27 protein-coding genes and 2 tRNA genes are annotated in these 26315 nt (G+C 67.5%); 14 read left to right on the forward strand and 15 right to left on the reverse strand.

All coding sequences use genetic code 11. The features are described from left to right. Positions 1-62: 62 nt before the first annotated feature. Both HOV91_RS31270 and HOV91_RS31275 read left to right on the forward strand, forming a co-directional pair. Positions 63-150 (forward strand) — tRNA-Ser (locus HOV91_RS31270). Between the two features lie 185 nt (positions 151-335). Further along, on the forward strand, positions 336-974 hold the full coding sequence (locus tag HOV91_RS31275) for a hypothetical protein (RefSeq protein ID WP_174188912.1): 639 nt from the start codon (positions 336-338) through the stop codon (positions 972-974). A gap of 17 nt (positions 975-991) precedes the next feature. On the opposite strand, the gene HOV91_RS31280 is transcribed toward HOV91_RS31275, so the two are convergent. Beyond that, positions 992-2539 (reverse strand): WS/DGAT/MGAT family O-acyltransferase, encoded by a 1548-nt coding sequence (locus tag HOV91_RS31280; RefSeq protein ID WP_174188913.1) that lies wholly within the window; start codon positions 2537-2539, stop codon positions 992-994. A 167-nt stretch (positions 2540-2706) separates the two neighbouring features. On the opposite strand from HOV91_RS31280, the gene qcrB reads away from it, so the two are divergent. Continuing rightward, complete coding sequence (qcrB, locus tag HOV91_RS31285; protein ID WP_174188914.1) at positions 2707-4347, forward strand: cytochrome bc1 complex cytochrome b subunit; 1641 nt, start codon at positions 2707-2709, stop codon at positions 4345-4347. A 99-nt stretch (positions 4348-4446) separates the two neighbouring features. Here qcrB and HOV91_RS31290 read toward each other — a convergent pair whose 3' ends face one another. Beyond that, positions 4447-4656, reverse strand: coding sequence for a DUF397 domain-containing protein (locus tag HOV91_RS31290; RefSeq protein WP_174188915.1), 210 nt, complete (start codon positions 4654-4656; stop codon positions 4447-4449). 424 nt (positions 4657-5080) lie between these two features. On the opposite strand from HOV91_RS31290, the gene HOV91_RS31295 reads away from it, so the two are divergent. From HOV91_RS31295 to HOV91_RS31305, 3 genes are read left to right on the forward strand one after another with little or no spacing between them, the layout of a single operon-like run. Next, a complete protein-coding gene (locus HOV91_RS31295; RefSeq protein WP_174188916.1) occupies positions 5081-5563 on the forward strand; it encodes a DUF309 domain-containing protein in 483 nt (160 codons plus the stop codon). A 56-nt stretch (positions 5564-5619) separates the two neighbouring features. Next, on the forward strand, positions 5620-6537 hold the full coding sequence (gluQRS, locus tag HOV91_RS31300) for a tRNA glutamyl-Q(34) synthetase GluQRS (protein WP_174188917.1): 918 nt from the start codon (positions 5620-5622) through the stop codon (positions 6535-6537). A 46-nt stretch (positions 6538-6583) separates the two neighbouring features. After that, complete coding sequence (locus tag HOV91_RS31305; protein WP_174188918.1) at positions 6584-7243, forward strand: RDD family protein; 660 nt, start codon at positions 6584-6586, stop codon at positions 7241-7243. A 76-nt stretch (positions 7244-7319) separates the two neighbouring features. Here HOV91_RS31305 and HOV91_RS31310 read toward each other — a convergent pair whose 3' ends face one another. Then, on the reverse strand, positions 7320-7853 hold the full coding sequence (locus tag HOV91_RS31310) for a DUF4190 domain-containing protein (RefSeq protein ID WP_174188919.1): 534 nt from the start codon (positions 7851-7853) through the stop codon (positions 7320-7322). A 29-nt stretch (positions 7854-7882) separates the two neighbouring features. Here HOV91_RS31310 and HOV91_RS31315 point away from each other — a divergent pair, with 29 nt between their 5' ends. Then, positions 7883-8662, forward strand: coding sequence for a queuosine precursor transporter (locus HOV91_RS31315; protein ID WP_174188920.1), 780 nt, complete (start codon positions 7883-7885; stop codon positions 8660-8662). A gap of 244 nt (positions 8663-8906) precedes the next feature. On the opposite strand, the gene tgt is transcribed toward HOV91_RS31315, so the two are convergent. From tgt to HOV91_RS31340, 5 genes are all read right to left on the reverse strand, one after another. After that, complete coding sequence (gene tgt / locus HOV91_RS31320; RefSeq protein WP_174188921.1) at positions 8907-10139, reverse strand: tRNA guanosine(34) transglycosylase Tgt; 1233 nt, start codon at positions 10137-10139, stop codon at positions 8907-8909. Between the two features lie 393 nt (positions 10140-10532). After that, positions 10533-12437 (reverse strand): ABC transporter ATP-binding protein, encoded by a 1905-nt coding sequence (locus tag HOV91_RS31325; RefSeq protein ID WP_174188922.1) that lies wholly within the window; start codon positions 12435-12437, stop codon positions 10533-10535. 52 nt (positions 12438-12489) lie between these two features. Beyond that, on the reverse strand, positions 12490-14223 hold the full coding sequence (locus HOV91_RS31330) for an ABC transporter ATP-binding protein (protein ID WP_174188923.1): 1734 nt from the start codon (positions 14221-14223) through the stop codon (positions 12490-12492). 87 nt (positions 14224-14310) lie between these two features. Further along, positions 14311-14814 (reverse strand): RrF2 family transcriptional regulator, encoded by a 504-nt coding sequence (locus tag HOV91_RS31335; RefSeq protein ID WP_174188924.1) that lies wholly within the window; start codon positions 14812-14814, stop codon positions 14311-14313. Positions 14815-14852: 38 nt separating this feature from the next. Next, on the reverse strand, positions 14853-15443 hold the full coding sequence (locus HOV91_RS31340; RefSeq protein WP_174188925.1) for a TetR/AcrR family transcriptional regulator: 591 nt from the start codon (positions 15441-15443) through the stop codon (positions 14853-14855). Between the two features lie 204 nt (positions 15444-15647). On the opposite strand from HOV91_RS31340, the gene HOV91_RS31345 reads away from it, so the two are divergent. Beyond that, positions 15648-17942, forward strand: coding sequence for an MMPL family transporter (locus HOV91_RS31345; RefSeq protein ID WP_174188926.1), 2295 nt, complete (start codon positions 15648-15650; stop codon positions 17940-17942). A gap of 56 nt (positions 17943-17998) precedes the next feature. On the opposite strand, the gene HOV91_RS31350 is transcribed toward HOV91_RS31345, so the two are convergent. Beyond that, positions 17999-18253, reverse strand: coding sequence for a hypothetical protein (locus tag HOV91_RS31350; RefSeq protein ID WP_246351213.1), 255 nt, complete (start codon positions 18251-18253; stop codon positions 17999-18001). A gap of 183 nt (positions 18254-18436) precedes the next feature. Continuing rightward, a complete protein-coding gene (locus HOV91_RS31355; RefSeq protein WP_174188927.1) occupies positions 18437-18637 on the reverse strand; it encodes a hypothetical protein in 201 nt (66 codons plus the stop codon). Positions 18638-18790: 153 nt separating this feature from the next. Here HOV91_RS31355 and HOV91_RS31360 point away from each other — a divergent pair, with 153 nt between their 5' ends. The 5 genes from HOV91_RS31360 to HOV91_RS31380 all read left to right on the forward strand — a co-directional run bounded on the left by HOV91_RS31360 (position 18791) and on the right by HOV91_RS31380 (position 22497). Beyond that, a complete protein-coding gene (locus HOV91_RS31360; RefSeq protein WP_174188928.1) occupies positions 18791-19078 on the forward strand; it encodes a DUF6191 domain-containing protein in 288 nt (95 codons plus the stop codon). 62 nt (positions 19079-19140) lie between these two features. Then, the gene (locus tag HOV91_RS31365; protein WP_174188929.1) at positions 19141-19464 is read left to right on the forward strand and encodes a hypothetical protein; all 324 of its coding nucleotides are present in this window, start codon (positions 19141-19143) and stop codon (positions 19462-19464) included. A gap of 1 nt (position 19465) precedes the next feature. After that, positions 19466-20083, forward strand: a complete 618-nt coding sequence (locus HOV91_RS31370) for a carboxymuconolactone decarboxylase family protein (RefSeq protein ID WP_174188930.1) — start codon at positions 19466-19468, stop codon at positions 20081-20083. A gap of 52 nt (positions 20084-20135) precedes the next feature. Beyond that, positions 20136-21542 (forward strand): amidohydrolase family protein, encoded by a 1407-nt coding sequence (locus HOV91_RS31375; protein ID WP_174188931.1) that lies wholly within the window; start codon positions 20136-20138, stop codon positions 21540-21542. Positions 21543-21549: 7 nt separating this feature from the next. Further along, positions 21550-22497: a putative antibiotic biosynthesis monooxygenase gene (locus HOV91_RS31380; protein WP_174188932.1), complete on the forward strand. Its 948-nt coding sequence runs from the start codon at positions 21550-21552 to the stop codon at positions 22495-22497. A gap of 1 nt (position 22498) precedes the next feature. Here HOV91_RS31380 and HOV91_RS31385 read toward each other — a convergent pair whose 3' ends face one another. The 4 genes from HOV91_RS31385 to HOV91_RS31400 all read right to left on the reverse strand — a co-directional run bounded on the left by HOV91_RS31385 (position 22499) and on the right by HOV91_RS31400 (position 24420). Further along, positions 22499-22954, reverse strand: coding sequence for a deaminase (locus HOV91_RS31385; RefSeq protein WP_312884831.1), 456 nt, complete (start codon positions 22952-22954; stop codon positions 22499-22501). 297 nt (positions 22955-23251) lie between these two features. Then, positions 23252-23339: transfer RNA gene (locus HOV91_RS31390), tRNA-Ser, on the reverse strand. Positions 23340-23402: 63 nt separating this feature from the next. After that, positions 23403-23837 (reverse strand): nucleoside deaminase, encoded by a 435-nt coding sequence (locus tag HOV91_RS31395; protein WP_174188936.1) that lies wholly within the window; start codon positions 23835-23837, stop codon positions 23403-23405. Positions 23838-23880: 43 nt separating this feature from the next. Further along, a complete protein-coding gene (locus tag HOV91_RS31400) occupies positions 23881-24420 on the reverse strand; it encodes a tRNA adenosine deaminase-associated protein (protein WP_043718077.1) in 540 nt (179 codons plus the stop codon). A 58-nt stretch (positions 24421-24478) separates the two neighbouring features. Here HOV91_RS31400 and HOV91_RS31405 point away from each other — a divergent pair, with 58 nt between their 5' ends. Next, on the forward strand, positions 24479-25429 hold the full coding sequence (locus tag HOV91_RS31405) for a prephenate dehydrogenase (protein WP_174188933.1): 951 nt from the start codon (positions 24479-24481) through the stop codon (positions 25427-25429). Between the two features lie 312 nt (positions 25430-25741). Here HOV91_RS31405 and HOV91_RS31410 read toward each other — a convergent pair. Next, on the reverse strand, positions 25742-26315 hold a 574-nt coding region (locus HOV91_RS31410; RefSeq protein WP_246351215.1), incomplete at its 5' end, for a putative glycolipid-binding domain-containing protein.

Below are 26315 nucleotides of genomic sequence, written 5' to 3' on the forward strand. Positions count from 1 at the left end.
CCTCCACCCTTTCGACCCGCCCATTTGGCGACCGGCCGGGGGCTACCGGTATGCTGCTCCACGGAGGATTCGCCTAGTGGCCTATGGCGCTCGCCTGGAACGCGGGTTGGGTTAACGCCCTCAGGGGTTCAAATCCCCTATCCTCCGCCACGAAAGGCCAGGTCGGATGCTTGATAGCGTCCGACCTGGCCTTTTCTGTCGAATGCGGTACCGCCCCGATGCCCGCCGACCGCGCCGTGCCCAGCCGCCGCGCCCGAGCACACCTCGCGGCCCGGACGGCAGGTTTGCCCGATCTAGGCTGTGCGGCTGCTGATTCCGATGCAATGATCTTCCCCGTGACTCAGTGGCTTCCGCTCTTCGGTTCTCTCATCGTTGCCATTGCGGCATTGGTCGGCGTGCTGGTCAACAACCGCACGAACCGCGCGGCGCTCACCGCCGCGGACGAGCGGAACCGGGTCACCTTGGACGCGGCGCAGCGCAGTGTGGAAGCGACCAACGCGGCGGCCGAGCGACGGGAGCACGACAAGTGGCGGCGGGAGTCGGTGCTGACCGCGGTCTCCTCCGTGCTGGCCATCTCCAGCGACGTGCGCCAGCAGTTGTTGCGCTGCGATCGCTGGGAAGCCGACGAACTGGATCAGGTCGACGAGGAGATCCGGCAGGTCATCACCGGGTCACGCGGCTTCATCAGCAGCCTGCGCGTCGTGGCGCACCGCAAGATCCCCAATCGCTGCGAGGACCTGATGCGGACGCTCACCGCGGCGCTGAACATCAGCTCGCAGCGCCGCAGGATCGAACTCGACGGCGAGGCCACCGCCGAGGAGATCGCGGAGATCCAGGCGCTGTGGTCGCGGGCGATCGAGAACACCGTCGAGGAAGAACGCTCGGTCATCAACGCCACCCGGCTCGAACTGGAGATCAAGATCTCCGCCGAAGTTCACCAGTCCACGCCGCAGCCCGCCCTCGCCCGGTCTTGACCAGCGGATGATGAACGTCACACCGGGGGCGCCGCGGAGTCCGGCTGGGTGAGGTGCGCTTCGAGCAGCGCGGCACGCAGGTGTGCGGCGTAGGCGTCGATGTCCGGCAGCACCGCGGGGTCGGCGTGCAGGGAGATGGTCACCGTGGCGCCGAGACCGTGCACTCCATGGGTGAGATGCATGACCGCGCCGAGGGCCGGGAAGCCGGCCGAGAAGCGCACGTCGCCGCCGCCGAAGGAGAAATCGGCCGGCCCCCGGTCGACACTCGAGACGACGGTGTGGCCCGCGATCGAGCCGGGCACGGCGTCGAGCGGAAACCGGTCCACATCCCGGCGCAGCATGGGGGCCGGGACGGTCGCGGTGACCCGGTCCTGTGCCGACAGCAGCGGGTGCCGCGCGCGAACGCGGCGGTCGGCGAGCGCCGCGGCGATCTTGTCGGCGCGCAGGCGCAGGTCCGGTTCGTCGACGAACAGGTCGACGCCGAGGTTGCGGTAACTGTTGCGCGAAGCGGTGGACTCGGGCAGCGCCATCGGCACCTGCGCGCCGAGGCGCTCCGGCGGCTCGCCGCGATCGGCCAGGTAGCGGGCCAGCGCCAGCGACACCGCGGTCAGGACGACCACGGTGACGGTGCGACCGGGCACCCGCAGATCTTCGGCAGGAAACACGAGCATCCGGACTTCGTTCCGCCGGATTCCCTCGGCTGCGGACCGATTCAGCGAACTCGGCGAGAACTCCGGCCCGGGTGGCGGTAGTTCGCCCGCCTCGGTCAATCGCGACAACCGCTGCTGCGCCTGGAACGCCTGATAGCCCCGAACCATGGTGGCGGACAGCCGAACCGGCATGCGCAACAGTCCCAGAGCCGAATCGATCAGCACTCCGGCGGACGACGCCCCGGCCGATACGACGTCACCGATCCTCCGCACACGGGCCGCCTCTGCGCCTCCATCGAGCAGCGCGTGGAGCCAAGGCATGGGCAGGCGCCCGGCTGCATCGGCGGTCGACTCCCGTTCTGCGGCAACGATTTCGCTGTCGGCCCCGGCACGGCAACCTTCGGACACCACCGCTTCCGTGCGGCTGCGGCTCACGGCATTCTCCGGCCCGCTGAACAACGCGCGCGCGATCGCCGAGGCCCGCCGCCCGTCGGCCAGCGCGTGGGACATCTGGAGCACCACCACCAGCGCGGGCTCTCCTGCCATGCCCGGCGCGTCGGCGACCGCGCGGAACACGTGCAGCCGCCACGCGTGCACGGCGGCATCGACGCCGGTGCCGAGCAGATTGCCGAGCACCTCCAGCAGATGTGACCAAGTACCTTCGGCCAGTTCGTGTTCCACGAATTGCTCGGCATCGAATTCACACCGTGTCCAGACCGGGTAGTCGATGTCGGCGGGTAGTTCGCGCAGCCGCACGCAAAGGTCGGCGATCCGCGCGCTCCGTTCGGCGACCGTGGCCCGTAGTTGTTCGGTCGGCCGTCCGCGGTCGGCGAAGCAATACAGCAGAAAAAGGTCGTTGCGCGTGCGCTTGGACAGCCAATACATCGTCGCGTCCTGCGGTGCCATCGCGCTCACGAGTAAAACGATATCGACTCGGATCCGAACGGTCCCGACGGGCCGGGACGATGTGAATGATCTTGTTCCACAATTCGGCCGGAAAACACCATCGATTCCGCCTCGCAGCTCTGCTACCGTCTGTAGTAGGAACGGATTCCACTCTCACCCAGGGCGGGGTGTCGGCCATGGCTATAGATCTATCTCGCACATTCGCTAAGCAAGCCGATGAGGCGGACGAGCGGTACAGCGCCGCGGCGTTCATGAAGCGGTCGATCAACAAGGTCTTCCCGACCCACTGGTCGTTCCTGCTGGGCGAGATCGCGCTCTACAGCTTCATCATCCTGCTGCTGTCGGGCGTCTACCTGACCCTCTTCTTCGACCCGTCCATGAGCGAGGTCGTCTACAACGGCTCCTACCAGCCGCTGCGCGGCGTCACCATGTCACGGGCCTACGAGACCGCCCTGAACATCACGTTCGAGGTGCGCGGTGGTCTGTTCGTGCGGCAGGTGCACCACTGGGCGGCGTTGCTGTTCGCCGTCTCGATCATCGTCCACCTGTTCCGGATCTTCTTCACCGGCGCGTTCCGCAAACCTCGCGAGGCGAACTGGGTGATCGGCTCACTGCTGCTGATCCTGGCGATGTTCGAGGGCTTCTTCGGCTACTCCCTGCCCGACGACCTGCTCTCCGGCACCGGCCTGCGGGCCGCGTTCTCGGGCATCACGATCTCCATCCCGATCGTGGGCACCTGGATGCACTGGCTGATCTTCGACGGCGACTTCCCCGGCGACATCATCATCCCGCGCCTCTACATCGCGCACGTGCTGCTGTTCCCCGGCATCATCCTGGCGCTGATCGCCGTCCACATCGCACTGGTCTGGTACCAGAAGCACACCCAGTTCCCCGGACCGGGCCGCACGGAGAACAACGTGGTGGGCGCGCGGATCGTGCCGGTGTTCGCCGCCGACCAGGGCGCGTTCTTCGCCTTCACCCTCGGCGTCGTGGGCATCATGGGCGGCCTGTTCCAGATCAACCCGATCTGGAACCTGGGTCCGTACAACCCGTCGCAGGTGTCGGCGGGTTCGCAGCCGGACTTCTACATGATGTGGACCGACGGCATGGCCCGGTTGATGCCGCCCTGGGAGCTGTATCTGGGCCGCTACACCGTGCCAGCGGTGTTCTGGGTCGCGCTGATGATGGGCCTGGTCTTCGCGGTGCTGATCGCCTACCCGTGGATCGAGAAGCGGCTCACCGGCGACCGAGGCGCGCACCACAACCTGCTGCAACGCCCCCGCGACGTGCCCGTTCGCACGGCGATCGGCGCCATGGCCATCACGTTCTACGTGGTGCTCACGCTGTCGTGCGTCAACGACATCATCGCCTACAAGTTCGACATCTCACTGAACGCGACCACCTGGGTGGGCCGCATCGGTATCCTGCTCGCGCCTCCGTTCGCCTACTTCCTGGCCTATCGCGTCTGCCTCGGCTTGCAGCGCAGCGACCGCGCGGTGCTCGAACACGGGGTGGAGACCGGCGTGGTCAAGCGCCTGCCGCACGGCGAGTACATCGAGGTGCACCAGCCGCTCGGCCCGCTGGACGCGCACGGTCACCCGATTCCGCTGGAGTACCAGGGCGCACCCGTCCCGAAGAAGATGAGCAAACTGGGCGCGGCGGGCAAGCCGGGCACCGGCAGCTTCCTGCGCGCCGACCCGCGCGAGGAGAGCGCGAAGCACTTCGAGACCGAGCACGAAGAGGAACGCAGGCAACTCGCCGTGCTGCGCAAGATCCAGGATCGGGCGAACGGCCACGGAAACGGCTCCGGGCACTGAGAATCCGGCGCCGCGCACACCCGTCCGAAAACCCGCGAAGGCCCCGAGTCCATACGACCCGGGGCCCGCTTTGCCTTGTTCAGGCGACTCCGGAGCGGTTCAGCCGCGCCGGATCTCTCCCCCCGAGACCCCCTCTAGGAATGCGTCCCATTCGCCCGGCGCGAACGCCAAGATCGGGCCGCGTCCACTGTCCTTGGTGTCACGAACCGCGACATTGCCGTCGACGAGAAAAGCGACTTCCACGCAGTTCCCATCCGGACCGCTGTATGTGCTCTTGCGCCACACAGCGCCCGTCCAATCAACCTCCACGGCACTAGCTCCTTTGCTGCGTCGAGAGCGAGATTTCTCCTGACATCGTTCCAGCTAGCATCGGTACCCGACTGGAAAGCCGAATCCCGCGGTGCACCCCGTGCCGGAGCGCACTTTCCCGGTGCGTCGATATCGCACATCGAGTTCGAGAGGAAATTAACCTCGCGCGGGGCCTGTCCCCGCGGCGGTAACACTAGCAGGTCCTTCGAAAGTTTGCCCGGCTCTTGCCTATTCAATCATCGCAACCACACACGTTTGCGAAGCATGGGAGTTGCGGGAGCATTGCCAGCTCACCACATTCATTCCCCGCACTGGCGTACCACAATGTTTTTAACGGATGTGATTGCTCTGTTATCAGCCGACAATTCACATCTGCCCGCAGCCCGCGTCGACGCGGGCGCAGCGGCCGTGCATGATGGAACCTATGGTCGAACGCGATCGCGACGACGCAGGTCGCGCCCGTAATGCCCGTCCACGCGACCGTCTCGGACGTCCACTGCCTCCCGGCAGCACCGGAGTCGACCGAATTCCGGACGATCTCGAGCTTCCACCCCAGCAAACCTTGACCTTCGCCCAGCAACTGCTGGACGACGGACTCGCATTCAACGCGCACGAGGTTTTAGAGGCCGCATGGAAGAACGGACCGTTCGCCGAGAGGATGCTGTGGCAGGCGCTTGCACAGTTCGCTGTCGGACTAACCCACATACAGCGGGGCAATCCCAAGGGGGCGCGTACACTGCTCGGCCGCGCGGCGTCGCGGTTGACGGCATACCGTCCGGAAGGCGGGCAAGCGCCCTACGGTATCGACCTCGCCGGACTGGTCGCGCACGCCGAATCACTGCTCGCGATGCTGGAAGCCGGCGCGCAACCGGCGGAGGCCGACCTGCGGCCGCGACTGCGCGGTTGATCGCGTCGCTTCTACCATGGCCGGAGTGCGCACCACATCGTCTACCCGCCGATCCCATGGCTGAGCCGGGTGCGGGCCGGTACGCGCCGAGCCCGTCCGGGGACCTGCATCTGGGCAATCTCCGCACGGCGCTGCTGGCCTGGGCGTTCGCTCGCTCCACCGGCCGCCGCTTCCTGCTCCGGATCGATGACCTGGACCGGGTGCGTCCCGGCGCGGAGCAGCGGCAGCTGGACGACCTGGCCGCGATCGGCGTGGACTGGGACGAACCCGTGCTGCGCCAGTCCGATCGGCTGCCGCAGTACGAGGTGGCGGTCGAGCGCCTCGTGGCCGCCGGGCTCACCTACGAATGTTATTGCACCCGAAGGGAAATCCAGGAAGCCTCGACGGCACCGCACGGCCCGATGGGCGCCTACCCCGGCACCTGCCGCACGCTCGGCGCAACCGCGCGTGCGCGGTTGCGCGCCGAGGGCCGTCCGGCCGCGCTGCGGCTGCGCGCCACGGCCACCGAGTTCGAAGTGCACGACGACCTGCACGGCCGGTACCGCGGCCCGGTCGATGACGTGGTGCTGCGGCGCGGCGACGGCATCCCGGCCTACAACCTCGCCGTCGTGGTGGACGACGCGGCGCAGGGCGTCGACCAAGTGGTGCGTGGCGACGACCTGCTGCCGTCCACCCCACGCCAGGCCTATCTCGCGACACTGCTCGACCTGCCGGTGCCGCGCTATGCCCACGTGCCGCTCGTCCTCAACACCGAAGGGCGGCGCCTGGCGAAACGGGATGGGGCCGTGACACTCCGCGAACGCTTGGCGCTCGGCAACACGCCGGAGGAAGTAGTCTCGGCACTGGCCGCTTCACTCGGCTACGCCGCGACATCGTCGTCCGAGCTACTCGCGCGTTTCGACACTCGGCGGCTACCCCGCGAACCGTGGATACTCGACGTTCATGGGTTGTTGCGAAGCAGCCCATGTCCGTAACGTACGCATCGTCCAACTACTGATCAATCGACGAGGACAAACAACTATGACAAGCGGTGGGTACGACCCCAACCAGTATCCGCAGGGCGGGCAGCCGTACGGGCAGCCGTACCCCCAGGGCGGCGACCAGTACGGGCAGCAGCCCCAGTACGGCCAGCAGCCGCAGTACGGGCAGCAGCCTCCCCAGTACGGCGGGCAGCAGCCGCAGTACGGCCAGCAGCCCCAGCACGGGCAAGACCCCTACGGTCAGTACCCGCAGCAGCCCGGGTTCAACAACTACGGCGGCCAGCCGGGCGACCTCGGCACCCGCATCGGCGCCCGTGTGATCGACGCGATCATCCTGTACATCCCGTACATCATCCTGTACACCCTGGTCAACAACTCGGTGGGTCTGACCATCGGTCTCGGCCTGGTGTGGACCCTGGTCCAGCTCGGTTACTTCGTCGGCATGGAGACCTCGCAGGGCACCACGCTGGGCAAGAAGATCCTCGGCCTGAAGGTGCTCGCCCCGGGCGGCGCCGCCAAGATCGACCCGGTCACGTCGCTGAAGCGCAACGTGTTCATCGCGGCGAACATCATCCCGTGCGTCGGCAGCCTCGTCGCGCTCGGCCTGGCGATCTACATCATGATCACCATCTCGCAGGACCCGAACAAGCAGGGCTGGCACGACAAGTTCGCCGGCGGCACCCAGGTCGTCAAGGCCTGATCCGCCACGGCGGCATCGAACGCGCAGGGGCGCACCCGAATCGGGTGCGCCCCTGCCGCGTTCCCAGCTCCCGGCGCTACGCGCTGCTCGCGCCCGCGATGATCACGACGACGAACCACAGGATGCCGATCACGATCGCACCGACGCCGATCCAGATACCGGCCAGCGCCATGCCGCGCCCTTCCTGGCCGCTCTGCTTGACCTGGTTCAGCGCGACCACGCCGAGAATGATCCCGACGATCGAGCCGATGCCACAGGTGACGAACCCGACCAGCGACGAGATCAGCGCACCGATCGCCATGCCGTTGGTGCCCTGCGCCGGGACTCCATACGGCTGGTAGGGAGTCTGGTAGCCGTAGCCCGGCTGGGGGTACGGCTGCGCGGGCTGCTGGTAGGACGGGTACTGCGGCTGCGGAGGCGGCGTCATCGGCTGCGAGGGCGGCTGGACCGGGTACTGCGGCGCCGAGGGGTAACCCGACGGCTGCTGCTCAGGGCTCGGGTACTGCGGGACCGAACTCTGCCCACCGGAACCCTGCCCACCGGACTCCGGCGACACGCCTTGGCCGCCGTACTGCTTCCACCACTCGTCGGAATCGCCGGGATTCGTCATTGCTACAGCGTATTCCACAACCTGGTTGGATGATGCGGGTGAGTGAGTCGAAAACCACCCAAGAGCACAACGGGCCTGGGCGCCCCGCGGACCATGCGGCATTTGCCCAGGTGGCGCGGGGATATTACGCACCGATCGTGGCCCTGTTCACTGCGACCCTGATCATTTCCAACATCTGCGCCACCAAGGGGGTGGAGTTCCTCGGCGATCGGTCGCTGTCGCTGGGACCGCTGCAAATCCTGCCGATCGCCACCGACGGCGCCTTCTTCCTCTTCCCGCTGGCCTACATCCTCGGTGACGTGTTGAGCGAGGTGTACGGCTTCCGCGCCACCCGGCGCGCCATCTACTACGGCTTCGCCGCCCTGCTGCTGACGGTCGTGTGCTTCGCCGTCGCGGTCCGGCTACCCGCCGCGAGCTTCTACGAGAACCAGGAGGCGTTCCGCACCGTCCTCGGGACGACGCCGCGCCTGGTCGCCGCGGGCCTGGCCGGATACTTCGTCGGCCAGCTGCTCAATTCCGCGACGCTGGTGCTGATCAAAGAGCGGACGAAGGAAAAGTACCTGTGGGCCAGGCTGATCGGGTCGACCATCGTCGGCGAGTTCGCCGACACGCTGATCTTCTGCTCGATCGCCGCCGGCGCCATCGGCATCGATACCTGGCAGCAGTTCCTCAATTTCGTAATCGTCGGCTTCCTCTGGAAAACCCTCTGCGAGGTAATCGTGCTCCCGATCACCTACCGGGTGATCGCATTCCTGAAGAAGCGCGAACCCACCTACGCGCCAACCGAAGTCGATCCACTACGCACCTGACGAAGCCCCGGGCAGCACCCGGATCGCGTGCACAATACCCTGCGCTCGAATGCCGACGCGCCCAGCGCACCCCAACCACGTCTTTCGAGCGAAGCGAGACCGAGCATCCGCGTTCGCGGCCCGGCTCGCGTCCGAGCGGCCGCCGCGCAAGCGACGAAGGAGCAAGCGGCGGCCGCTCGGACGCGAGCCACAAAGGGGCCGCGAACACCCAGCGCCGCAGGCGCTGGAAAACCAACACAGCAAATCAAACCCCACCCCAGCGGCCCAGGGTCTCCGCCTTGTGCTCGTCGAAATATCCGCCCTCGATGCTGTGCCGGATGCGGTCGACCAAGCGGATGGTGAATCGCTCGTTGTGGATGGTGCACAACGTGGCCGCGAGCATCTCCTTCGCCTTGAACAGGTGATGGATGTAGGCGCGCGTGTAGTTGGCGCAGGTATAGCAGTCGCAGTTCTCGTCGATCGGGGTGAAGTCGCGCCGGAAGCGGCTGGTGTTGATGTTGAACCGGCCGGTGTCGGAGTAGATGGCGGCGTTGCGGGCGACCCGGGAGGGGTTCACGCAGTCGAAGGTGTCCGCGCCGTTCTCGATGGCGGTGAAGACGTCCTCCGGTTCGCTGATGCCCAGCATGTGCCGCGGTTTGTCCTCGGGCAGCTCGTCGCAGCACCAACCGACGATGGCGCCCAGATTGTGCTTCTCCAGCGCGCCGCCGATGCCGTAACCGTCGAATTCGGTTCCCGCGCTTCCGCGAATCGATTCGAGCCCGCGACATGCTTTGCGGCGCAGATCCTCGTACTGCGCGCCTTGGACCACGGCGAACAGCGCCTGGTACGGACGGTGGGTGCGGGCGGCGGTCAGCCGCTCGTGCTCGTCGATGCAGCGCTGCGCCCACTCGTGCGTGCGCTGCACGGATCGTTCCTGGTAGGCGCGGGTGTTGAGCAGTGTGGTGAGTTCGTCGAACGCGAACATGATGTCGGCGCCGAGCTGGTGCTGGATGCCCATGGACACCTCGGGGGTGAACCGATGCGAGGAGCCGTCGAGATGGGAGCGGAAGGTGACCCCGTCGTCGTCCACGGTGGCCAGCCGTTCTTTGCCGGGTGCGATCACCTCGTCGCTGCGGACGTCGACCGCTTCCATCGCCAGCACCTTCTTGAAGCCCACGCCCAGCGACATCACCTGGAATCCGCCGCTGTCGGTGAAGGTGGGCCCCGGCCAGTTCATGAACGCGCCGAGCCCGCCTGCCTCGTCCACGATGTCGGCGCCCGGCTGCAGGTAGAGGTGGTAGGCGTTGGCCAGCAGCGCCTGGGCGCCCAGTTCCCGCATGGTTTCCGGCAGCACCGCCTTGACCGTCGCCTTGGTGCCCACCGGAACGAAGGCGGGCGTGGCGATCGACCCGTGCGGCGTGGCGATCACCCCGGAACGGCCGTGCCGCCCGTCCAGGCGCGCACCGACGGTGAAGGAGAAGGATTCGGGACCGGACACCCCGCTATCCTCGCAGTCCGCCGGACGCAGAACGCACCAGGCCACCACTCACCGACCGACGCCACCTCCGCGAACCGATCCCGAGCGAAGCGAGACCGAGCATCCGCCATCCGCGGCCCGGCTCACGCCCGAGCGACCGCCCCACACCACGAACACCGATCGACCCCGACGATCAGCCGCCCCAAGCCACCCCCACTTCATCCAGACGGTCGAACACCGACGCGCCCGGCGCACCTCAACCCCCGTTTTCGAGCGCAGCGAGACCGAGCATCCGCCGTTCGCGGCCCGGCTCGCGTTTGCGCGGCCGCCGCGCACGCGACGAAGGAGCAAGCGGCGGCCGCGCAAACGCGAGCCACAAAGGGGCCGCGAACCCGCCGCGCCCGCGCGGCCAAACTACACAACCCCAGCGAACTGGGCGTTGTACAAGCGGTAGTACGCCCCGCGTTCCGCGAGCAGGCGTTCGTGCGAGCCGTGTTCCACGATCCGGCCCGCTTCCATGACGACGATCAGGTCGGCGTCGCGGATGGTGGACAGGCGGTGGGCGATGACGAAGCTGGTCCGGTCGCGGCGCAGTGCGGCGGTGGCGTGCTGCACCAGCAGTTCGGTGCGGGTGTCCACCGAGCTGGTCGCCTCGTCCAGGATGAGGATGGATGGCTGGGCGAGGAAGGCGCGCGCGATGGTGATCAGCTGCTTCTCGCCCGCGCTGACGCCGGAGCCCTCTTCGTCGATGATCGTGTCGTAGCCGTCGGGGAGCGCGTGCACGAACCGGTCGACGTAGGCGGCGCGCGCCGCGGCGAGGATGTCCTTCTCGCTCGCGTTCGGGTTGCCGTAGGCGATGTTCTCCCGGATGGTGCCGCGGAACAGCCAGGTGTCCTGCAGGACCATGCCGATGCGTGAGCGCAGATGATCGCGGGTGATCTCGGTGATGTCGACGCCGTCGACGGTGATCGTGCCCGCGTCGAGTTCGTAGAACCGCATGAGCAGGTTCACCAGGGTGGTCTTGCCCGCGCCGGTCGGGCCGACGATGGCGACCACGTGTCCGGGTTCGGCCACCAGGGAGAGTCGCTCGATCACCGGCTTGTCGGGTTCGTAGCGGAACGAGACGGCCTCGAACTCCACCCGGCCGCGGTCTACCGGGCGCGCGTCGGCCATCACCGGGTCGGGGCTCTGCTCCTCGGCGTCGAGGATTTCGAAGATCCGCTCGGCCGAGGCCACACCGGACTGCAGCAGGTTGGCCATCGCGCCGAGTTGGGTCAGCGGCTGACTGAACTGGCGGGAGTACTGGATGAACGCCTGCACCTCCCCGAGCGAGAGGCTGCCCGTGGCGACTTTGAGGCCGCCGACCAGCGCGACCAGCACGAAGTTCACGTTCCCGAGGAACATGACCGCCGGCATGATCAAGCCCGAGATGAACTGCGCTTTGAAGCTGGCCTGGTAGAGCTGCTCGTTGCGCTGGTCGAATTCTTCGCCGACCTCGCGGTTGCGGCCGAACGCGGTGACCACCTCGTGCCCGGTGTAGGCCTCTTCGACCTGGGCGTTGACCAGGCCGGTGTATTTCCACTGGTCGACGAAGTGCGGCTTGGACCGTTTCGCGATCTGCGCGGTGACCACGATGGCGGCGGGCACGGTGAGCAGCGCGATCACCGCGAGCACCCAGGAGATCCAGAACATCATGGCCAGGATGCCGAGCACCGAGAACACCGAGATGAGCAGCTGGCTCATGGTCTGCTGCAGGCTCTGCGAGACGTTGTCCACGTCGTTGGTCACGCGGCTGAGCACGTCGCCGCGCGGCGCGGTGTCGAAGTAGCGCAGCGGAAGCCGATGGAGTTTGTCCTCGACGTCGCTGCGCAGCCGCTTCACCGTCCGGTTGATCACGATGTTGAGCAGGTACCCCTGCAACCATCCGAAGACGGCGGCGCCGATGTACAGCACGAGCACCAGAGCGAGGACCCGGCCCACCGCGCCGAAATCCACTCCGACACCGGGCACCACGTCCATGGTGCCGAGCATGTCGGCGAAGGTGTCGTCGCCTTCGGCCCGCAGCGCTTCGATCGCTTGGTCCTTGGTCACCCCGGGCGGTAGCTGTTTGCCGACCACGCCGTCGAAGACCAGGTTGGTCGCCTTACCGAGGATGTACGGGCCGAGGGTGTTCAGCACCACCGAGACGATGACGAGCGCGACGATCAGCCCGACATAGAACCGCTCCGGCGCGAGCCTGCGCAACAGCCGCTCGAGGGACGGACCGAACGATTTCGCTTTGCTGTCCGGCGCGCCGGGGCTGAGCATTCCGGGTCTCATCGCGCCTCCTGCTCACCGGGGGACGTCCGCTCTCGGCCCGCGCGGGCGTTGTTCATCGCGCCTCCTCGGCACTCAGCTGCGACTCGACGATCTCCCGGTACTCCGCGCAGTCGCGCATGAGCTGTTCGTGGGTGCCGATACCCGCCATCGCACCGTCTTCGAGTACCACGATCTGATCCGCGTCCCGGATGGTGGCGATGCGCTGCGCGACGATGATGACCGACGCGTCGGCGGTCTCCGGCTTCAGCGCCTCGCGCAGTCTGGCGTCGGTGGCGACATCGAGCGCGGAGAACGAGTCGTCGAACAGGTATACCCGCGGCCGCTTCACCAGCGCACGCGCGATGGCCAGCCGCTGACGCTGACCGCCGGACACGGTGGTGCCGCCCTGGGCGACGGGGGTCTGCAAACCCTGCGGCATGTCGCGGACGAAGTCGGCGGCCTGCGCGATCTCCAGCGCACGCCAGAGTTCCTCGTCGGTGGCCTGCGGGTCGCCGTAGCGCAGATTGCTCGCGATGGTGCCGGAGAAGAGGTACGCCTTCTGCGGGACGAGCCCGATCTGCGCGCGCAGCACCTCCAGGTCGATGTGGCGGACGTCCGTACCGCCGAGGTAGACCGCGCCGTCGGTGACGTCCATCAGCCGTGGGATGAGGTTGATCAGCGTGGTCTTGCCCGCGCCGGTGGAGCCGACTATCGCGGTGGTGGTGCCGGGGCGGGCTCGGAACCGGATGGCCTTCAGCACCGGCTTCTCCGCACCGGGGAAGGCGAATTCGGCGAACTGGACGTCGACCACAGCCGGGTCGTCGGTGAACGGCTGCGGCAGACGTGGCGGGTGGACCGAGGATTCGGTGTCGAGCACCTCGCCGATCCGGTCGGCGGACACCGCGGCGCGCGGCGCCATCATGGCCAGGAACGAGGCCATCATCACGGCCATGAGGATCTGCATGATGTAGGACAGCAGCGCGGTGAGCGAACCGATCTGCATGTGCCCGGCGTCGATCGCGCGCCCGCCGAACCAGATCACCGCGACCGCGGTGACATTGCTGATCAGCATCACCGTCGGGAACATCAGCGCCATCAACCGCCCGACGCGCAGCGCGGTGTCGGTGAGTTCGGTGTTGGCCAGGCCGAATCGCCAGGTCTCCTGCCGTTCCCGCACGAAAGCCCGGACCACGCGGATACCGGTGATCTGCTCGCGCAGCACCCGATTCACCTCATCGATCCTGGCCTGCATATCGCGAAAGCCGGGCACCATCCTGGAGATCAGCACACCCATGGACAGCCCCAGCGCGGGCACCGCGATCAGCAGCAGCCAGGACAGGCCGAGATCCTCGCGCAACGCCATGATGATCCCGCCGACGCACATGATCGGCGCCATCACCAGGATGGTCGCCGACATCACGATGAGCAGCTGGACCTGCTGAATGTCGTTGGTATTGCGGGTGATCAGCGAGGGCGCGCCGAACATCCCCACTTCGCGCGCGGAGAACGTGCCCACGCGGTGCAGCAGCGCGCCGCGCAGATCCCGCCCCGCGCCCATGGCCGCCTGAGCGCCGAGATAGACCGAGGCGGCCGAGGCGACGATCTGCACGCCCGTGACCGCGAGCATCCACAAACCGGTGGTCCAGATGTAGCCGAGATCACCTTTGGTGACGCCGTTGTCGATCAGATCGGCGTTCAGGCTCGGCAGATACAGCATCGCGATGACGGAAATCAGCTGAAGCACAACGACCCCCGCCAATTGGGCGCGGTACGGCTGGAGATGCGTGCGGAGCAGTCTGGTCAGCATGATGGATCGCAGGCTACCGGCTGTCGGCGTGACACGTCGTGGGGTTTCCTGACCTGCATGAATGCCCTCCCGTCGGGGTGCGCGGAGCTAGCGGCGCGCCCAGGCGCCGGGGTCCTCGGTGAGCGCGTCGACGAAGCCGGGCAGCTGGTCGCCGGCGATGTCGGCGATGGTGACGTTCTCCAGCACCGCACGAATATTGACGCGCAGCGCGATCCACACCCGCTGCAACGGCTCGGCCGCGCCGGAATAGCGGACGTCTTCCGGGCGCGCGCCGCGCACCGAGGCGAGTGGTCCCTCGATCGCGCGGATCACGTCGGCGATGGATATCTCGGCGGCGGGCCTGGCCAGCCAGTAGCCGCCGTCCGGGCCGCGCCTGCTGATCAGCAGGTCGGCCCGGCGCAGTTCGCCCAGTACGGACTCGAGCACTTTGGGCGGGATCCGCTGGGCGGTGGCGATCGCTTCGGCCTTCACGACGGGGGCGGCGCGCACGAGGGGTGCGCCGAGCCCGGCCACGGACTGGTCCAGCCGCGCCGCACCGGCGATTTCGAGCAGCGTCCGCACCGCGTAATCGACCTTCGCGGTGATGTGCACAGCGGTGACTCCTGGCGTCGATGTGGGATGAGTCGAATCTACGCGCCGCCGCCTGCCAGCACGCAGGTCGCGGCGTTCAGCAGTGACGATTCCACCAGCGCATCGTCCGCGCCAGGCACGAGTTCCTTGGACACCAGCGCCACACCGATCACCTCGAGCGCGGCGCAGGCTCGCAACCGCGCCTCCTCGGTGGGATCCGGACCGGCCAGCCACTCGCGCAACGTATGGCTGGCGTTCCTCAGATCCGGGTAGCGGTCGGCCATGATGTTGACGATCGCCACGGTGTCGCGCACGACCAGCGCTCCGGCGTCGCGGTGATGGATCAGGCCGCGCAGATACCTTCGCAACACTTGGCGGATGCTCTCGGCGTCGTGCGGCACCTGGTCGAGGTCGACCACGACCGAACGCATGTGATCGACGATCGGGTCGATGATCGCCAATAGCAGATCGAGCTTCGACGCGTAGTGATAGTAGAGCGACGCCTTTGTGATTCCTACCGCATCCGCGACCTCGCGCAGGCTGGTCTGCTCGAATCCTTTCGCCCCGAAAAGCTTCACCGCGGCGTCCCGAATCGCGATTTTAGTGCCTCCACCTGCGGAGACAGTGCCGGGTGCGTCACGCACAGCCATTCGATGATCCTCTCATCACCTTCGCATCGAGCGAACGTAGCCTGCAGAATAGAGGTTGTACCTCCGCTTAGCTCCTGGGTAGTCTACCTACCGCACGGTAGGCAGAAAGCGTCAGTGGAGGCGGAGGGCAGGCAGGGCACCCCCGCGAGTGCTGTCTACACGCAGAACCAGCACGATCCCAGTCATCGCTAGGAGTAACCACACGTGTCCGTTTATCTGTACAGATGGGGGAAGTTCGCCTTCCGCCGGAAGTGGATAGTGCTTCCCGTCTGGCTCGTCTTGTTCGTGCTCCTAGGTGGCTTGGGCGCGCAGCTCAGCAAGCCGATGACGAACGACTTCAGCTTGCCGAACCTGCCCTCCGAACGCGCCAACGAAATCCTCGACAAGCACTTCCCCGGCGCGTCCGCCGCGTTCAAATTCGACGCGGTCACCGGCACCTACGTCGCGCGCTCGCCCGAGGGTCAGAAGCTGACGGACCCGGCCAACCGTGCGGCTCTCGACGCGTTCATCGCCAAACTGGGCCAGCTCGACATCGTCGACCACAGCAAGCCGATCGTCGATCCGATCGAAGCGGCCGAGCAGATGGGATGCTTGGCCAACCCCGACCCGGCCCAGTGCAGCGGCGCCCCGCTGAACGTGCTCAGCAAGACCGCCCCGGAGACCGTGGCGGTGATCAATGTCCCGTTCACGATCAAGACGTTCTCCGACGTGACCGACGAGCATCGCGCGGCGGCATACGACGTCGCCGCCGACGCGCGCAACGCCGGACTCACGGTCGAGATGAGCGGCTCGATCGCGCAGAAGCAGGAAGGCCCCAGCGGCAAGTCCGAGATGATCGGCATGGCCGTCGCGCTGGTCGTGATGATCGTCGCGTTCGGTGCGCTCATCGCCGCGTTCGTGCCGATCGTCACCGCGATCGTCGGCCTCGGCGCGGCCACCTCGCTGATCATGGTCGGCACCTCGGTGATGGAGGTGCCCAGCTTCACCACGTTCCTCGCCTCGATGATCGGCATCGCGTTGTCCATCGACTACGCGCTGTTCATCGTGTCCAGGTACAAGCACGAACTGGTGGTGCAGGATTCGCCCGAAGAAGCCGCGGGCAGCGCGCTCGGCACGGCGGGCTCCGCGGTGGTGTTCGCCGGCCTGACGGTGATCATCGCCCTGGCGGGCCTGAGCGTCGTCGGCGTGAAGTTCATGACCTTCATGGGGCTGGGTGGCGCGATCGCCGCGGCGTTCGCGGTGCTCACCGCGATCACCCTGATGCCGGCGCTACTCGGTGCTTTCGGCCGTTTCCTGTTCAAGCCGAAGCTTCCCTTGGTGGCCAAGCACGACCCCGAGGACGACAACTCGGTCACCAACGGCATGCGCTTCGGCAAGCTGATCGGCAAGGCGCCGTGGGCCGCTCTCGTGCTGAGCGTCGTGGTGCTCGGCGCGCTGGCCGCCCCCGCGGCCGGTCTGAATCTCGGCCTGCCCGGCGAGGACAGCATGCCGAAGACCTCTACGGTCCGCAAAGCCTACGAGCTGCGCACCGAGGGCTTCGGCGAAGGCAGCAACGGCTTGCTGAACGTGGCCGTCGATCTGACCGGCGTCCCCGCCGAGAACCGGGACGCGGCGGTCGAGGCTCTGCGCACCAAGCTCGCGTCCTACCCGGGCATGGACTACGTGACCGCGCCGCAGTGGAGCGAGGACAAGCAGGGCGCGCTACTGGACGGTGTGCCGAAGTCGGGACCGAACAACCAGGCCACCAAGGACTTGGTGCAGGACGCTCGGGAGGCCGAAGGCGCGCTGCAGGCCGAGTACGGCATCCAGTACGGCGTCACCGGCACCACGGCGATCTACGCCGACATCGACCACGTGCTGCTCAGCAAGATCGTGCCGTACCTGGCGATCGTGGCAGGCGCCGCGTTCGTCCTGCTGATCCTGGTGTTCCGGTCGATCCTGGTGCCGCTCACCGCGGCGCTCGGGTTCCTGCTGTCGATGGCCGCGACCTTCGGCGCGACCGTGCTGATCTTCCAGGAGGGCGCGCTCGGCCTGATCGAGGATCCGCATCCGCTGGTCAGCTTCCTGCCGATCATGCTGATCGGCCTGGTGTTCGGTCTGGCGATGGACTACCAGGTGTTCCTGGTGACCCGGATGCGTGAGGAGTTCGTGCACGGCAAGTCGCCGACGGAGGCGGTGGTCGCCGGTTACCACCACGGCGCCCGCGTCGTGACCGCGGCGGCGATCATCATGATCTCGGTGTTCGGCTCCTTCCTGATGGAGACCGACGTGACGGCCAAGTCCATGGGCTTCGCGCTGGCGGTCGGCGTGCTGCTGGACGCGTTCGTGGTCCGGATGCTGCTGATCCCGTCGCTGCTGGTGCTGATGGGCAAGTGGGCGTGGTGGATGCCGAAGTGGCTCGACCGCATCCTGCCCGACATCGACGTCGAGGGCGCGAAGCTGCGTGAGCTGCAGCAGCATCCGGTCAAGCTGACCAAGGAGCCGGTCGGCGTCAGCTGATCCGCGGACAGTGGCTCGGCCCCGCATCCGGAACCCGGATGCGGGGCCGAGTGCTTTCACGGGCTCGGTTGCGGGATGTCGCAGGTTCCCACCCGCGGATTCACGCCCACGTAGTTGAGCGGGCCCGCGATGGCGGTGAGACCGATCGTGCCCCACCCGGCGCAGTTGATCGGGGGGCCGCTGTCGAAATAGTGCCGTTGGCCGGCCGCGAGCAATCCGATCGCCAGCCAGGCCATCAGCAGGAACCCGAACAGCCGAGAGCCGGCGCCAGGGCCGCGCCTGGCACGCGCACGAGATTCGTAATCACGCATCGCCTCGGTTCCTTCCGTGCTCCCCCGTGCGCGGGAGATACCCGGCTTCCCCGCGGTTATCCAACTGGACCGGACAGACCGAACCATTCGGTCGCCCGGTCGGATCAGCGGCTCGTCCAGGCGCACGAAAACGGACGGCCGGGTGGCGCACATACCCGGCCGTCCGTCGTCACCCGCCTCTAGTTACGGGCTCGGTTGCGGGACATTGCAATCCTCGATCTTCGGGTTCACGCCCATGTAGTTGAGCGGGCCCGAGATCACCGTGACCACGATGGTGCCGAAACCGGCGCAGTTGACCGGTCCGCTGTCGAAATAGTTACGTTGTGCCGCGGCGACCACGCCGATCAGCAACCAGATCAAGACGATTACACTTCCGATTCTCATGTTTCTCTCGCGCATCGTTCCCGCGCGGATTGTCCGACGGCGCATCTGGCATCGCGTCCTTCCCGCACTTTCCGTATCGGACGTATACCCCCGATCACACGGGTTACCCGCGGCGAAACGGAGCATTTTCGAATCCGCTGCTAGCGTCGAGTCATGGCTTCGGTGTTGCAGTGGTCGATCCCCGGCTGGGTGATCCTGCTCGTGCTGGTGGCGGTCTACGAGCTGACCGTGAACAAGCGCCGCGGACGCCGCCGCACCCCGATCTCCGGCACGTTCACCGACGAGTTCACCGCGCTGTTCTACTCGACCAAGCGCATGGAGCTGGATCACCGCGAATCGGTGTCCATGCTGCGGGACGAGCAGGATCAGGGCGCGCCGCCGCTGGTCGGCGTCGACTTGGAGCGCCGCACGGTTGTGCTGCGCAAGAACCTTGGCCGGTAGCGATCTCCGCTGCGCGTCCGCGATCCTCGGCGAAAGCGGCGCGGCTCGGCCAGAATGGGCCCATGGGCGGCTCGATGGATGAGAAATGGCAGCGGTTCGGCGAGCACCTCGAATCCGCGCCGGGACGGCTGTCGAGTGCGGTCCGCCGGGTCCTGCGCGCCGGAGCCGCCGGGACGGCAGGCTCGGACGGCGACGTCCCGCCCGAACTCGCCGCCTTCGCCGAGCTGGTGGCCGACCGGTCCTACCAGGTCACCGAGGCGCGGATCGCGGCGCTGCGGGCGGCCGGGCACACCGACGACGAGATCTTCGAGGCGACCGCGCTGGCCGCCTACGGCGCGGCGGACCGGCGCCTGCGCGCCGCGCGACTGGCCTGGGAGGGGCACTGAGATGTGGCTCGAAGCAGTCAGATCCGGGCATGACCGGCCGACCAAGTTCGTGTTGTGGACCATGCGGCGCTTCAGCGGCGTCGAGGTCCCCGCCGTGCTCAAAGTGCTGTTCTACCGGCATCGGTTCTTCGGCTCGCCGCTGTCGGAGCTGATCCAGGACGCCATGCGCGGACCGTCGTACTGGACCGTGGCCGAACGCGAGATCTTCGCGACGCACACCTCCCAGGCCAACGAGTGCCCGTTCTGCGCCACCTCGCACGAGGCGATCGCGGGCGCGTATGTCGACGCCGACGTGGTGACTCGCGCCCTGGCCGACGGCGCGGACTCCCCGCTGCGTCCCGAAGCGCGGGTCATGTTGGGGTTCCTCGCGAAAATGGCGCGCGATCCGGACGGATTCACGCCCGAGGACGCCGCGCTGGTCCGGCTGGCGGGCGTCTCCCGGGAGGCGTTCGACGAGGCGGTCTGGGTGGGCACCTGCTTCAACGTGATCAACCGGATGATGAACACCGTCGGAGCGGGCCCGCTGGAGGACAGACAGCGCAGCGTGGGGGCTCGGTTCATCAAACTCGCCGGATACCGCATGCCGCCGCCGGTCAGATTGTTCTCGCGCGGCGTCTGATTCCATTTCGATCTATCCACTCGCTTACCGGGTGGATCTGTGTTCTCCTCGAATGGTGAGCCAAGTCCACTTGGGGCACATATTCCACATCGCCGGAAGTCCTGCCGCCCGCGATGCGGCCGAGGCGTTGGTCGAGGTACCGGACGGCGCTCTGATAATCGGCGACGACGGCCGCGTCGCATACTGCGGGGCCGGATCCGATATCCCGGCCGAGTACCGCGCCGAAGAAGTGTTCGATCATCGTCCGGGATTCCTGCTGCCCGGTTTCGTGGACACACATGTCCATTTCCCGCAGACCTTCGCCGGGGACGCCTACGGCGGCGGCCAACTGCTGGAATGGCTGGAATTGTGCATCTACCCCGCGGAATCACGTTACGCCGACCCGGAATTCGCGCGACTGGCGGCCGCCGAATTCTGTGCGCGACGCGTCGCAGCGGGCACCACGGCGGCGATGGTCTTCGGCTCGGCCTTTCCGGTCGCGCAAGACGCGCTGTTCACCGAAACCCGGCGGCGTGGTCTGCGGATGGTCAGCGGGCGCGGTATCCAGACGGCGGGAGAGCGTTCGGCAGCGCCCCTGATCACCAGCGAGGACGACGCCATCCGCCTGACGAGCGAAGAGATCGACACCTGGCATGCCGCCGACACCGGTGACGCGGATACTGCGCTGTTGCACGTGGCGATCGTCCCGCGCTTTTCCCTTGCGGTGACCCGCCGGACCTTGCGAGAACTCGGTGATCTCTACGATTCGGTGCGCGAACGCGGAGTCTATTTCCACAGTCACCTGAACGAGAACAATCGTCCGGGCACCGGCGAGGTCGACGCCACCAAGCAGGCGTACGGCGTAGCCACCTATCTGGACACCTACGACGGCAAGTTCCTGCCCGGATCGGCCATGGGCGGCAAGAGCCTGCTCGGCAGGCGCAGCATCCTCGCGCACTGCGTGCACTGCCAGGACGCCGAACTGCGGAGAATGGCCGAAACCGGCACGTCGGTCGCGCACTGCCCGGTCTCGCAGCAGTTCCTGGGGTCCGGCACCATGCCGTGGCAGCGAACTCTGGCCGCGGGCGTCACGGTGGCCGCGGGCACCGATTACGGCGGCGGCGACGAATGGCTGATTCCGCAGGTGCTATCGGCCGCGTTCAAGGTGCACATCTCCGAGCCGGGCGAGCACGGCGTCTCCCTGCACCCGGCGGAAATGCTGTTCACCGGAACGCTGGCCGGTGCGCGCGCCTTGGACATGGAGAATCGGTTCGGTAATTTCGATGTCGGCAAGGAAGCCGATTTCCTCGTAGTCGAACCGGCGCGCGTTCCGGCCCTGGAAAGCACGCTGGCACAGGCCATTCGATCCGAAGACTCCGCGCTGGCCCGGGATCAGACGCTGTTCGCGCTGCTGATGGGTATTCGCGAACCCGCGATCACCGAGGTGTACGTGCAGGGTCGTCGCATCGACGTCCGCTGACGCGTCGATGAACGCCACCGCCACCGCCGTCACGGTGTTTCACCGCCCGGCGGACGACGCGGCTTTCCGCACCTGGTTGGCACGTATCACCGAAATAGCGCGCGGCAAAGAAGGATTCGCGCATTCCTCGGTGGCGGTGACCGAGGATCTACTCCTCGAGCCGGGATTCAGCGTCACCTTTCGATCCGAGGCATTGCTGCACGAATTCCTGGACTCGGCCGAACGCGCGGAAGCGTTGTCCGCGGGCGAATCGCTCGGCTTCCGCCGCAAGAGTTCCGATCTGATCATCGTCGAAGGCGAACTCCCACCGCCCGGTATCGGCGTATTCCGGCATCACGTCGCGCACCACAAGGAAGCCGAATTCACCGCCACGGAGGCGCACCTGGTCGCGGCGAGTTCGCGGTTCCCGGGATTCGAAGGCGCCGCGTTGTTTCCATCCCAGGGCGGGCGCTGGTTCTCGGTGCTCCGATTCCGCACGGGACGGCAATTGGCCGACTGGATGAGCTCGGACGAACGCGCCGCCGCCCTGCCGGAACTGCGGTCGAAGCTCACCGAGGACTTCACCGTGGACGCGCACACCACGCCGTTCGGTTCCACGGTGCGAACGGTCGGCGGCGAGACCAGGATGACGCCGACCTGGAAGACCGCCATGTTGGTGCTGCTGGTGCTGTATCCGACGGTGATGGTGCTGTCGCGTTTCTTCGGCCCGGTGCTGGACCGGATGGGCGCGCAACCGTGGCTGGCACTGTGGCTGAGCCAGATCGTCAGCGTGGGCTTGATGAGCTATTTCCTCTCGCCAGCGGTGGCGCGCTGGTTCCGCCGGTGGCTCGATCCGATCGACGGCGCTGGTCGGCGGATAAGCGTCGTCGGGGCAGCGGTGGTCGTCGTGTTCTACGCGCTGACGCTGCTGCTGTTCGCGTCGGTGCGATGGTTGCAGTACTGGGACTACGACTGAATCAGGACAGATCGAGGTGCCGGTTCATCGACATCGCCGCCTCGGCCAACTCGGGAAGCTCGAGCACCGTCACCCCCGCCTGCCGAAGCTTCTCCACACCGACGCAATTCACGACGAACGTGGACGGCTCGCGCCACGCGATCACCACAACCGGGATTCCGGCCCGCAGCACCCGGTCGGTGCACGGTAGCCGGTTCTTCGTCCCGCGCTCCGAACAGGGCTCCAGCGTGCTGTAGAGCGTGGCCCGCCCCAGCCGCGGATCGTCGGCGTCGAGCTTGCCGAGCGCGGCTTCCTCGGCATGTTCCTTGGGATCGGACTCCCGCGAGTACCCCGCCGCGATCTCCGCACCGTCGACGACGATCACCGCGCCCACCGAGAACGCTCCCTCGACCACCGGGCACAACCGCGCGAGTTCGATGGCGCGGTTCATCCAGTAGTGATGGTCGGGCTCGGTCACCGGATCTCTCCTTCGGTCGATAGCGCACGGCGTCGGATGTGGTGCAGCCGATTCACCGTCCCCCACGCTCAATTGTCCGGCTGCGCTCTCGGCTGTCCACACTGCCCCGCTGAACTGCGGCGCGTGGTCCGGCGCCTCCCGCACCGCCGCGGACCGGGGGTTGCTCTCTCTACCGTGTGGGCGGACCGTGCACCGATTCGCTTGCACCTTTCGGTGCCGAACGGGGACCAGGGAGATTTCGCTGGCTTCGAGCAAAGAAAAAGCCCTTCACCTGGGCTAACAGGTGAAGGGCTAGAGCGGTGGCGGAGGGATTTGAACCCTCGGAGGGGGGTTACCCCTCACACGCTTTCGAGGCGTGCTCCTTAGGCCGCTCGGACACGCCACCGCCGACAACCATACCGGACCCTCGCCGGATCACTAAATCGCCAGGAGACCCTCGGACACGACCTCAGCGCTGGGTACGGAAGAACGTGTCGAGCAAGGCGGCGCATTCGGCCTCGAGCACCCCGCCGCGGACCTGGGGGCGGTGATTGAGCCGACGGTCGCGGACCACGTCCCACAGCGACCCGACGGCGCCGGTCTTCGGCTCCCACGCCCCGAAGACCAGGCGGCCGACCCGCGCGAGCACCAGCGCGCCCGCGCACATCGTGCACGGCTCCAGCGTGACGGCCAAGGTCGCGCCCTCCAGCCGCCACCCGTCGCCGTGCACCGCGGCGGCACGGCGCAGCGCCAGGATCTCCGCGTGCGCGGTCGGATCGCCGAGTGCCTCGCGCGCGTTCGCGGCGCGGGCGATTTCCCTACCCGCGGAGTCGAATACGACCGCGCCGACCGGCACGTCACGCTCCCCGGCGGCCGCCGCTGCGTCGAGGGCGACGCGCACCATGTCGGCGTCCGAGGGGAGCGGGGCGTTCGGCAGGACAGCCACGTCAGCGCGGTAGCTTGTCCAGCACCGCGGAGAGTTCGTTGGCGAAGCCGAGACGCTGGGCGATCATGCCGAGCTGCTCGTCCGGGTAGAGGTCGGTCTCGGCGAGGATGACGCTCAGCACCGGTTCGGGCAGGCCGAGGTCGGCGAGCACGCCGAGGTCGCCCTCCTCCCACGGCTCGACGTCGTCCAGTTCGTCCGGGTCGATGTCGGGGATTTCCACGTTCAGGGCTTCCAGGACGTCGGCGGCGATGTCGTAATCGATCGCTGCCGTGGCGTCCGACACCAGCATCCGGGTCCCGCTCGGCGCGGGCCGGAGCACGATGAAGAACTCGTCGTCGATGTCGAGCAATCCGAACACCGCTCCGGAACTGCGCAAAGCCTTCAGTTCGTTTTCCGCGGCGGACAGATCGGTGAGCGCGTCCCGGCTCAGCGGACTGCACCGCCATTTGCCTTCTTCGCGGACAACCGCCACTGCGAACCCTTCCACGTCGTCGTAATCGTCCGACGCCGCCCTGTTCGTGCCCGAGCGCTGTGCTGCCATGGCCGCAACGGTAGTCTGCTCGAGCTGAAATGTTGAAGTCGTATGCCAATCTGTTCCGGTGACTTCGGCGGAGAAAGCACCCGTATGCGTCCTGGGCACCGGTTTGATCGGTGGGTCGCTATTGCGCGCGGCCATCGCCGCGGGCTATGCGGCCTGGGGGTACAACCGGTCCGCGGCGGGGGCGCAGGCCGCTCGCGCCGACGGATTCGACGTCACCGAAGACCTACCCGCCGCACTGCGCCGCGCCGCGGAAACCGACGCGCTGATCGTCGTCGCGGTGCCGATGCCCGCGGTGGACCATATGCTCTCCGCGATCGCGACCTACGCACCGGAGTGCGCGCTCACCGATGTGGTGAGCGTGAAAGAACCGGTCGCGGCGGCCGTGCGCGATCACGGCCTCGGCGACCGGTACGTCGGCGGTCATCCGATGGCGGGCACGTCCGAATCCGGCTGGACCGCCACCGATCCCGCGCTGTTCCGCGATGCGGTGTGGGCGGTGGGCGTGGACGAAGGCACCCGGGTCAGCCCGTGGACCCGCGTGGTGCGGCTCGCGCTGGACTGCGGCTCGGTGGTGGTACCGGTGGTGGCCGGGGAGCACGATCGGGCCGTCGCGCGCATCTCCCATCTCCCGCATGTGCTGGCGGAAGCACTGGCCCTGGCGGGGGCCGCAGGGGGTGACCTCGCGCTCGGTCTCGCCGCCGGGTCGTTCCGGGACGGCACCCGGGTGGCGGGCACGGCGCCCGACCTGGTGCGCGCGATCTGCGAGCCGAATTCCGCCGCGCTACTGGAAGTCCTGGACGAAACACTCACCGTCCTGGGCGCGGCTCGCGACAGTCTGCGCGCCGAGCGGTCCCTCGCGGATCTGACCGAGGCCGGGCACGATGCGCGCCGACGCTACGAATCCGCGCGGCGCTGGGAGATCACGGATGTCCGGCCGGGCGACCGCGATTGGCTGGAAAACTTGCGCGCCGCCGGTGCGCGCGGCGGCGTTATCACCCGGCTGGGCTGAACTCGCGGCGCCCGCCCAACTCAGTGCGCCCGTCCAACTCGCGGCGTCTTCCCAACTCGCGGCGCCTTCCCAACTCGCGGCGCCCGCCCAATTCAGGGCGCCCGCTCAACCCGGGGCGCCCACCGAACTCGACGTCATCGCAGGTCCGCCGTCGCGGGCAGCCGTGGCCCAGCCGGTCCGGCAGTGCGCGCCACACGGGTCCCACCGAGACCTGAAGATCACCGAGGGCGTGGACGCGACGATCCGGCCCTCCGCGCGACAGCTCGACGCAACAGCGGCACGCCTCGTGACGCCGTTGCGAGTGGCACCGCGTCAGATCCGTTCGGCCAGGCCCGGGTAGTCCAGGAGGAAGCCGTCGGCGTCCACCGTGACCGTGGCGCTGGAGACCGGCGACAGCACACTGATGCCGTCGGCGGCGCTGCTGTAGATCAGCGTGGCCTCCTGGACCAGCAGGTCGGGCAGGCGGACGTAGACCACCGGGACCTGGACGTCCTCGACGGCGTGCTGCAGGTCGTAGCGGCGGATGGGCAGGGTGTTGAAGAACGGGCTGAGCACCACGTCCACGTCGAGGGCGCCGGCGAAGGTGGAGCGCACATGGTTGCCGCCCGCGTCGACGAGCCAGTAGTTCTCCTCGTCGCGGGCGATCGAGGCATGCCGTTCACCGGCGGCCGTCGTGGTCCGCAGCGAGAGCCGCTTTGTCGCGCCGTTCTCGTCGGTGACCAGGTCGTAGGACGCGCTGAACGCCGGGTGCTCCGCGCTCGCGCCGCCGATCATGCGCCCGGCGGCGCGGATGCGGTTGCCGTTGAGCTGCACCCGCACCGACTCCATCCGCGTCGCGTCGTGGGCGCGCCAGGTGAGGATCGCCGGCCACCGGGATTCCTGCGGG

This window comes from Nocardia barduliensis, from assembly GCF_013315795.1.
Lineage (GTDB): Bacteria > Actinomycetota > Actinomycetes > Mycobacteriales > Mycobacteriaceae > Nocardia > Nocardia barduliensis.

Excerpts from the sequence above, each read along its gene's own strand:
- HOV91_RS31295 (WP_174188916.1), top strand. The coding sequence starts at position 5,081 with ATGGTCGAACGCGATCGCGACGACGCAGGTCGCGCCCGTAATGCCCGT.
- HOV91_RS31350 (WP_246351213.1), bottom strand. The coding sequence starts at position 18,253 with ATGCGTGATTACGAATCTCGTGCGCGTGCCAGGCGCGGCCCTGGCGCC.
- HOV91_RS31325 (WP_174188922.1), bottom strand. The coding sequence starts at position 12,437 with ATGAGACCCGGAATGCTCAGCCCCGGCGCGCCGGACAGCAAAGCGAAA.
- gluQRS (WP_174188917.1), top strand. The coding sequence starts at position 5,620 with ATGGCTGAGCCGGGTGCGGGCCGGTACGCGCCGAGCCCGTCCGGGGAC.
- HOV91_RS31305 (WP_174188918.1), top strand. The coding sequence starts at position 6,584 with ATGACAAGCGGTGGGTACGACCCCAACCAGTATCCGCAGGGCGGGCAG.
- HOV91_RS31340 (WP_174188925.1), bottom strand. The coding sequence starts at position 15,443 with ATGGCTGTGCGTGACGCACCCGGCACTGTCTCCGCAGGTGGAGGCACT.
- HOV91_RS31365 (WP_174188929.1), top strand. The coding sequence starts at position 19,141 with ATGGGCGGCTCGATGGATGAGAAATGGCAGCGGTTCGGCGAGCACCTC.
- HOV91_RS31380 (WP_174188932.1), top strand. The coding sequence starts at position 21,550 with ATGAACGCCACCGCCACCGCCGTCACGGTGTTTCACCGCCCGGCGGAC.
- HOV91_RS31315 (WP_174188920.1), top strand. The coding sequence starts at position 7,883 with ATGATGCGGGTGAGTGAGTCGAAAACCACCCAAGAGCACAACGGGCCT.
- HOV91_RS31400 (WP_043718077.1), bottom strand. The coding sequence starts at position 24,420 with ATGGCAGCACAGCGCTCGGGCACGAACAGGGCGGCGTCGGACGATTAC.
- HOV91_RS31330 (WP_174188923.1), bottom strand. The coding sequence starts at position 14,223 with ATGCTGACCAGACTGCTCCGCACGCATCTCCAGCCGTACCGCGCCCAA.
- HOV91_RS31375 (WP_174188931.1), top strand. The coding sequence starts at position 20,136 with ATGGTGAGCCAAGTCCACTTGGGGCACATATTCCACATCGCCGGAAGT.
- qcrB (WP_174188914.1), top strand. The coding sequence starts at position 2,707 with ATGGCTATAGATCTATCTCGCACATTCGCTAAGCAAGCCGATGAGGCG.
- HOV91_RS31360 (WP_174188928.1), top strand. The coding sequence starts at position 18,791 with ATGGCTTCGGTGTTGCAGTGGTCGATCCCCGGCTGGGTGATCCTGCTC.
- HOV91_RS31310 (WP_174188919.1), bottom strand. The coding sequence starts at position 7,853 with ATGACGAATCCCGGCGATTCCGACGAGTGGTGGAAGCAGTACGGCGGC.
- HOV91_RS31395 (WP_174188936.1), bottom strand. The coding sequence starts at position 23,837 with ATGGTGCGCGTCGCCCTCGACGCAGCGGCGGCCGCCGGGGAGCGTGAC.
- HOV91_RS31370 (WP_174188930.1), top strand. The coding sequence starts at position 19,466 with ATGTGGCTCGAAGCAGTCAGATCCGGGCATGACCGGCCGACCAAGTTC.
- HOV91_RS31355 (WP_174188927.1), bottom strand. The coding sequence starts at position 18,637 with ATGAGAATCGGAAGTGTAATCGTCTTGATCTGGTTGCTGATCGGCGTG.